Source organism: Kitasatospora sp. NPDC007106, assembly GCF_040634455.1.
Taxonomy (GTDB): domain Bacteria; phylum Actinomycetota; class Actinomycetes; order Streptomycetales; family Streptomycetaceae; genus Kitasatospora; species Kitasatospora arboriphila.
Genome location: NZ_JBEYFP010000338.1, coordinates 1 through 6,389 on the forward strand (window position 1 = coordinate 1; position 6,389 = coordinate 6,389).

5 protein-coding genes and 1 pseudogene are annotated in these 6,389 nt (G+C 70.8%); all 6 read right to left on the reverse strand.

Features of this window, described 5'->3' with window-relative positions:
* Positions 1-198 (reverse strand): annotated as a pseudogene (locus tag ABZ641_RS22655) (hypothetical protein); the annotation flags it as partial.
* Between the two features lie 185 nt (positions 199-383).
* A complete protein-coding gene (locus ABZ641_RS22660; protein WP_359984350.1) occupies positions 384-545 on the reverse strand; it encodes a hypothetical protein in 162 nt (53 codons plus the stop codon).
* Between the two features lie 303 nt (positions 546-848).
* On the reverse strand, positions 849-2,429 hold the full coding sequence (gene serA, locus ABZ641_RS22665) for a phosphoglycerate dehydrogenase (RefSeq protein ID WP_344622919.1): 1,581 nt from the start codon (positions 2,427-2,429) through the stop codon (positions 849-851).
* A gap of 216 nt (positions 2,430-2,645) precedes the next feature.
* Positions 2,646-3,644 (reverse strand): ketol-acid reductoisomerase, encoded by a 999-nt coding sequence (gene ilvC, locus ABZ641_RS22670; RefSeq protein ID WP_030272412.1) that lies wholly within the window; start codon positions 3,642-3,644, stop codon positions 2,646-2,648.
* Positions 3,645-3,772: 128 nt separating this feature from the next.
* Entirely contained in the window at positions 3,773-4,297 is a 525-nt protein-coding gene (gene ilvN, locus ABZ641_RS22675) for an acetolactate synthase small subunit (RefSeq protein ID WP_263107951.1), read from the reverse strand.
* A 36-nt stretch (positions 4,298-4,333) separates the two neighbouring features.
* A complete protein-coding gene (locus tag ABZ641_RS22680) occupies positions 4,334-6,187 on the reverse strand; it encodes an acetolactate synthase large subunit (RefSeq protein WP_344622918.1) in 1,854 nt (617 codons plus the stop codon).
* Positions 6,188-6,389: the final 202 nt, after the last annotated feature.

Genomic DNA, 6,389 nt, shown 5'->3' on the forward strand with positions numbered 1-6,389 from the left:
GTCCGGGGAGCGCCGCTGCCGGCGGGCGTCGGCGGCGGCCCGCTGCCAGGCGGGTGCCGCGGCCTCGGTGCCGAGCTCCAGCAGCACGGTGACCGGTGTGCCGGGCGGGTCCGGGGCCCGTCCGGCCGTGGGGGCGGCCCATGCTGCGGGGGCGGCGAAGGTGACGAGGGCGAGCGCGAGGGCTGCGGGCGTACGCACGGGTGCGGTCTCCCCGGCAGGGGTGGCCTGATCGTGCGGCCGCCCGCACCGCGCGGACGTCGATCCCCCTCCCGACGGCCCAAATTAGGATCATCGCGCCGGGCAGGGCGAGCCGCTTCGCTCGTCGGGGGCCACTGTGCACTCGTCCGGGTGACGGTGCGTCAGTCTTTCGGCCCAGTGCGGCGTCAGCCCAGGTGGTGGCCCGTCACCCCGCCGTTGTCGCGGCGGTCCAGGGCGCGCTGCAGGGCGTCGGCGGCGGAGCGCGGGGTCTGCTCGGCGCGCCGGCGGCGGCGCGGAGCGGGGGCGGCGGGGGTGGCGGGGGCGTGGCGGTCTGCGGTGTGGGGCATACCGGCTCCTTGGTGCGTGCGCCAGCTGCAGGGCGCGAAGAACGGGGAGGGTGGGTACGCCGGGCAGGGATCGCCTGCCGGTACGCGTACGGGCCGCACGGGCCGTCACCCTGGGCTTGCAGGGGTGGCTCACCGTATGACCCTTCCACGGTACGACGGCCGGCCGTGGATGTCTGCACGAATAGTTGGATTTCCTAGTATCTGAGACGCGGGCGCCTGCCGACGGCCCGTCCGGGGCCCGGAAAACGCCCGGGCCCGGACCGCCGTGGCGGTCCGGGCCCAGGTCAGCGGCCTGAGGGAGGCTCAGCCGAGGTTCACCGCACGGGCGAACTTGGCGCCGATCTCGGCGGCGATGGCGTTCAGCACGTCCTGCGAGATCTCGCTGTCGACGGTGATCGAGGCGAGCGCGCCGGAGCCGTCCCGGGCGACCTGCATGCCGGCGATGTTGATGCCGGCGTCGCCGAGGATGCGGCCGAGGGTGCCGACCACGCCGGGGCGGTCCTCGTAGGTGAAGAAGGCCATGTGGTCGGTGAGCGCCACGTCCACGTCGAAGCCGTCGACGCCGACGATCTTCTGGGTCTGCTTCGGGCCGGAGAGCGTGCCCGAGATCGCCACCTCCTCGCCGTTGGCGAGGGTGCCGCGGACGGTGATGACGTTGCGGTGCTCGGGCGACTCGCTGGAGGTCGTCAGCCGGACCTCGACGCCGCGCTCCTGGGCGAACAGCGGGGCGTTGACGTAGGACACCGTCTCGGCCACCACGTCCTCGAACACGCCCTTCAGCGCGGAGAGTTCGAGCACCTTGACGTCGTGCTGGGTGATCTCGCCGCGGACCTCGACGTCGAGGCGGACGGCGACCTCGCCGGCCAGCGCGGTGAAGATCCGGCCGAGCTTCTCGGCGAGCGGCAGGCCCGGGCGGACGTCCTCGGCGATGACACCGCCCTGGACGTTGACCGCGTCCGGCACCAGCTCGCCGGCGAGCGCGAGGCGCACCGACCGGGCGACGGCGATGCCGGCCTTCTCCTGGGCCTCGTCGGTGGAGGCGCCCAGGTGCGGGGTGGCCACCACGTTGTCGAAGGCGAACAGCGGCGAGTCGGTGCACGGCTCCTTGGCGTACACGTCCAGGCCGGCGCCGGCCACCCGGCCGTCGCGCAGGGCGCTGGCGAGCGCGGCCTCGTCGACGATGCCGCCGCGGGCGGCGTTGACGATGCGCACGGTCGGCTTGACCTTGTGCAGCGCCTCGTCGCCGATCAGGCCGATGGTCTCCGGGGTCTTGGGGAGATGGACGGTGATGAAGTCCGAGACCTCCAGCAGCTCCTCCAGGGAGACCAGCTTGACGCCCATCTGGGCCGCGCGGGCGGCCTGGATGTAGGGGTCGTAGGCGACGATCTTCATGCCGAAGGCGGACATCCGCTGGGCGACCAGCACGCCGATCCGGCCGAGGCCGACCACGCCGAGCACCTTCTCGGAGAGCTCGACGCCGGTGTACTTGTTGCGCTTCCACTCGCCCTGCTTGAGCGCGGCGTTGGCCGGCGCGATGTTGCGGGCGACGGAGATCAGCAGGCCGCAGGCGAGCTCGGCGGCGGTGACGATGTTGGAGGTCGGCGCGTTGACGACCATCACGCCGGCCTTGGTGGCGGCGGAGACGTCCACGTTGTCCAGGCCGACGCCGGCGCGGGCGACGACCTTGAGCTTCTTGGCGGCGGCCAGCGCCTCGGCGTCCACCTTGGTGGCGGAGCGGATGAGGATCGCGTCCACGTCGGCGATCGCGGTCAGCAGCTCGGTGCGGTCCGCGCCGTTGCACTGGCGGATCTCGAAGTCCGGGCCCAGGGCGTCGACGGTGGCGGGAGACAGCTCTTCGGCGATGAGTACTACGGATTTGCTCACGACAGTGTGTCCTTAACTGTCCGGTTCGCCCCGGCACGAAGGTGGCGTGACCAGCGGGGGAAGGTGGCATGCCGCGTAGCTAGACGCACGACGCTGTGGGCCTGACGCGCACTCGGAAGTGTATCGGCGGGCTTCGGGACGGGCTGCTCCCGTCCGGAGAAATCACCCGGACGGGAACAGCCGACTTGTACAAGGGGGATGACCCCCCGGAGGTGCTTACGCCTCCTCGTCGACCCAGCTCATCAGCTTGCGCAGCTTCTTGCCGGTGGTCTCCAGCAGGTGGTCGGCGTCGGCGTTCTTGTACTCGTTGTACTTCGGCAGACCGGCCTTGTACTCGGCGATCCAGGTGTTGGCGAAGGTGCCGTCCTGGATCTCCTCCAGGACCTTCTTCATCTCGGCCTTGGTGTCGGCGGTGATGATGCGGGGGCCGGTGACGTAGTCGCCCCACTCGGCGGTCTCGGAGACCGACCAGCGCATCTTCTCCAGGCCGCCCTCGTACATCAGGTCGACGATGAGCTTCAGCTCGTGCAGGCACTCGAAGTAGGCGATCTCCGGCTGGTAGCCGGCCTCGACCAGGGTCTCGAAACCGGCCTTGACCAGGGCGGCGGTGCCACCGCAGAGGACGGCCTGCTCACCGAACAGGTCGGTCTCGGTCTCCTCGGTGAAGGTGGTCTTGATGACGCCGGCCTTGGTGCCGCCGATGCCCTTGGCGTACGACAGGGCCAGCGCGAAGCCGTTGCCGGTGGCGTCCTGCTCGACGGCCACGATGCACGGGACGCCGCGGCCCTCCTCGTACTGGCGGCGGACCAGGTGGCCCGGGCCCTTCGGGGCGACCATGCAGACGTCGACGTCCGCCGGGGGCTTGATGAAGCCGAAGCGGATGTTCAGGCCGTGGCCGAAGAACAGGGCGTCGCCCGCCTTCAGGTTCGGCGCGATGGACTCCTCGTAGACGTCGGCCTGGATCGGGTCCGGCACCAGGATCATGATGACGTCGGCCTCGGCGGCGGCCTCGGCCGGGGTCACCACGCGCAGGCCGGCCTCCTCGGCGACGGCCTTGGACTTGGAGCCCTCCTTCAGGCCGACGCGGACGTCCACGCCCGAGTCGCGCAGGGACAGCGCGTGGGCGTGGCCCTGGCTGCCGTAGCCGATGACCGCGACCTTGCGGCCCTGGATGATGGACAGGTCGGCGTCGTCTTCGTAGAACAGCTCGGCCACGGGGGCACATCTCCTTGCAGTGATGGTGATGCCGGGTGGTGCGGTCTCCACCGTAGGTGACCCGGCGGGGGTTCGGGGGCGGTGCTTCAGGGGGTGAGACGGCGCGCCCGCGCGGCGCGCCGGTGCCGCTACGCGCTGCGGTCGAGGGCGCGCAGCGAGCGGTCGGTGATCGACCGGGCGCCCCGCCCGATCGCCACCAGGCCGGACTGCACGAGCTCCTTGATGCCGTACGGCTCCAGCATGCGCAGCATGGCCTCCAGCTTGTCGGAGCTGCCGGTGGCCTCGATGGTCACGGCGTCCGGCGAGACGTCGACGGTCTTGGCGCGGAAGAGCTGGACGATCTCGACGATCTGCGAGCGGGACTCGGCGTCGGCGCGGACCTTGACCAGGACCAGCTCGCGCTGGACGGCCTGGCTCTGGTCGAGCTCGACGATCTTTATCACGTTGACCAGCTTGTTGAGCTGCTTCGTCACCTGCTCCAGCGGCAGGTCCTCGACGTTGACGACGATCGTCATCCGGGAGATGTCCGGGTGCTCGGTCGGGCCGACGGCGAGGGAGTCGATGTTGAAGCCCCGGCGGGAGAACAGCGAGGCGATCCGGGCGAGCACGCCCGGCTTGTTCTCGACCAGGACGGAGAGGGTGTGCTTGGACATGGCGGTCATGGGCTCTCTATCGGTTGGTCGGGGCCGTCAGTCGAGGTCGTCGCCGAAGTCGGGCCGGACGCCCTTGGCGAACTGGATCTCGTCGTTGCTGGTGCCGGCGGCCACCATCGGCCACACCATGGCGTCCTGGTGGACGATGAAGTCGATGACGACCGGGCGGTCGTTGATCTCCATCGCCTGCTCGATGACGGCGTCCAGGTCCTCCGGGCGCTCGCAGCGCAGGCCGACGCAGCCCATCGCCTCGGAGAGCAGCACGAAGTCGGGGATCCGGGTGCCGTTGGCCGGCGGCTCCTTGCCGTCGTGCTCCGGGCCGGAGTGCAGCACGGTGTTGGAGTAGCGCTGGTTGTAGAAGAGCGTCTGCCACTGGCGGACCATGCCGAGCGAGCCGTTGTTGATGACCGCGACCTTGATCGGGATGTTGTTCAGGGCGCAGGTGACGAGCTCCTGATTGGTCATCTGGAAGCAGCCGTCGCCGTCGATCGCCCAGACGGCGGTGTCGGGCTTGCCGGCCTTGGCGCCCATGGCGGCCGGGACGGCGTAGCCCATGGTGCCCGCGCCGCCGGAGTTGAGCCAGGTGGCCGGCTTCTCGAAGCGGATGAACTGGCTGGCCCACATCTGGTGCTGGCCGACGCCCGCGGCGTAGATGGCGTCCGGTCCGACCAGCTGGCCGATCCGCTCGATGACCTGCTGGGGCGACAGCTCGCCGGCGGGGGCGGGCTCGTAGCCCAGCGGGTAGGTGCGCTTCCACTCGTCGAGCTTGGCCCACCAGTCGGCGTAGTCGCCCTTGTGGCCGGCGTCGTACTCGGCCTGGACGGCGACGATGAGGTCGGCGATGACCTCGCGGGCGTCGCCGACGATCGGGACGTCGGCGGGCCGGTTCTTGCCGATCTCGGCCGGGTCGATGTCGGCGTGGACGACCTTGGCGTAGGGGGCGAAGCTGTCCAGCTTGCCGGTGACGCGGTCGTCGAAGCGGGCGCCGAGGGTGAAGAGCAGGTCGGCCTTCTGCAGGGCGGTGACGGCCGGGACGGAGCCGTGCATGCCGGGCATGCCGAGGTGCTGCGGGTGGCTGTCGGGGAAGACGCCGATCGCCATCAGGGTGGTGACGACCGGGGCGCCGGTCAGCTCGGCGAGGATCCGCAGCTCGGCGCTGGCCTGCGCCTTGAGCACGCCGCCGCCGACGTAGAGCACCGGGCGCTTGGCGTTCACCAGCATCTTCGCGGCCTCGCGGATCTGCTTGGCGTGCGGCTTGGTGACCGGGCGGTAGCCGGGCAGCGAGGTCTCGACCGGCCAGCGGAAGACCGTGGTGGCCTGCAGGGCGTCCTTGGCGACGTCGACCAGGACGGGGCCGGGGCGGCCGGTGGCGGCGATGTGGAAGGCCTCGGCGATCACGCGGGGGATCTCGGCCGGGTCGGTCACCAGGAAGTTGTGCTTGGTGATCGGCATGGTGATGCCGCAGATGTCCGCCTCCTGGAAGGCGTCCGTGCCGATCGCCTTGGAGGCGACCTGGCCGGTGATCGCGACGACCGGGACGGAGTCCATGTAGGCGTCGGCGAGCGGGGTGACCAGGTTGGTGGCGCCCGGGCCGGAGGTGGCCATGCAGACGCCGACGCGGCCGGTGGCCTGCGCGTAGCCGGTGGCGGCGTGGCCGGCGCCCTGCTCGTGGCGGACCAGGATGTGGCGCACCTTGGTGGAGTCCATCAGCGGGTCGTACGCGGGGAGGATCGCGCCGCCGGGGATGCCGAAGACCGTGTCGGCCCCTACGGCCTCGAGGGAGCGGATGAGCGACTGCGCTCCGGTCATCGTCTCGACGGTGGTCTGCTGACCCGGAGCGTGGGCTGCCGGGGTGTCCCCGCGGCGGGGGGATGCGGCGTGCTCAGTCATCTGCCTGTCTCTTCTCGGGTTCTGCCGGCCCGGGCAGTTGAGGGTCCTGCCGTGCGTCGGACCGGTAAGCCGGCTCTGCCCCAATCGTCCCGATTTGCGGCGCTTGGGGCCAGTGGTCTTGCAGGGATGGAACGGTTCGCGTGCAACAAAAAACCCCTCGTGCCCAGGGCATGCGAGGGGTGGCGCGTCGGTCTCTCTGATG

Excerpts from the sequence above, each read along its gene's own strand:
- ABZ641_RS22660 (WP_359984350.1), bottom strand. The coding sequence starts at position 545 with ATGCCCCACACCGCAGACCGCCACGCCCCCGCCACCCCCGCCGCCCCC.
- ilvN (WP_263107951.1), bottom strand. The coding sequence starts at position 4,297 with ATGTCCAAGCACACCCTCTCCGTCCTGGTCGAGAACAAGCCGGGCGTG.
- ABZ641_RS22680 (WP_344622918.1), bottom strand. The coding sequence starts at position 6,187 with ATGACTGAGCACGCCGCATCCCCCCGCCGCGGGGACACCCCGGCAGCC.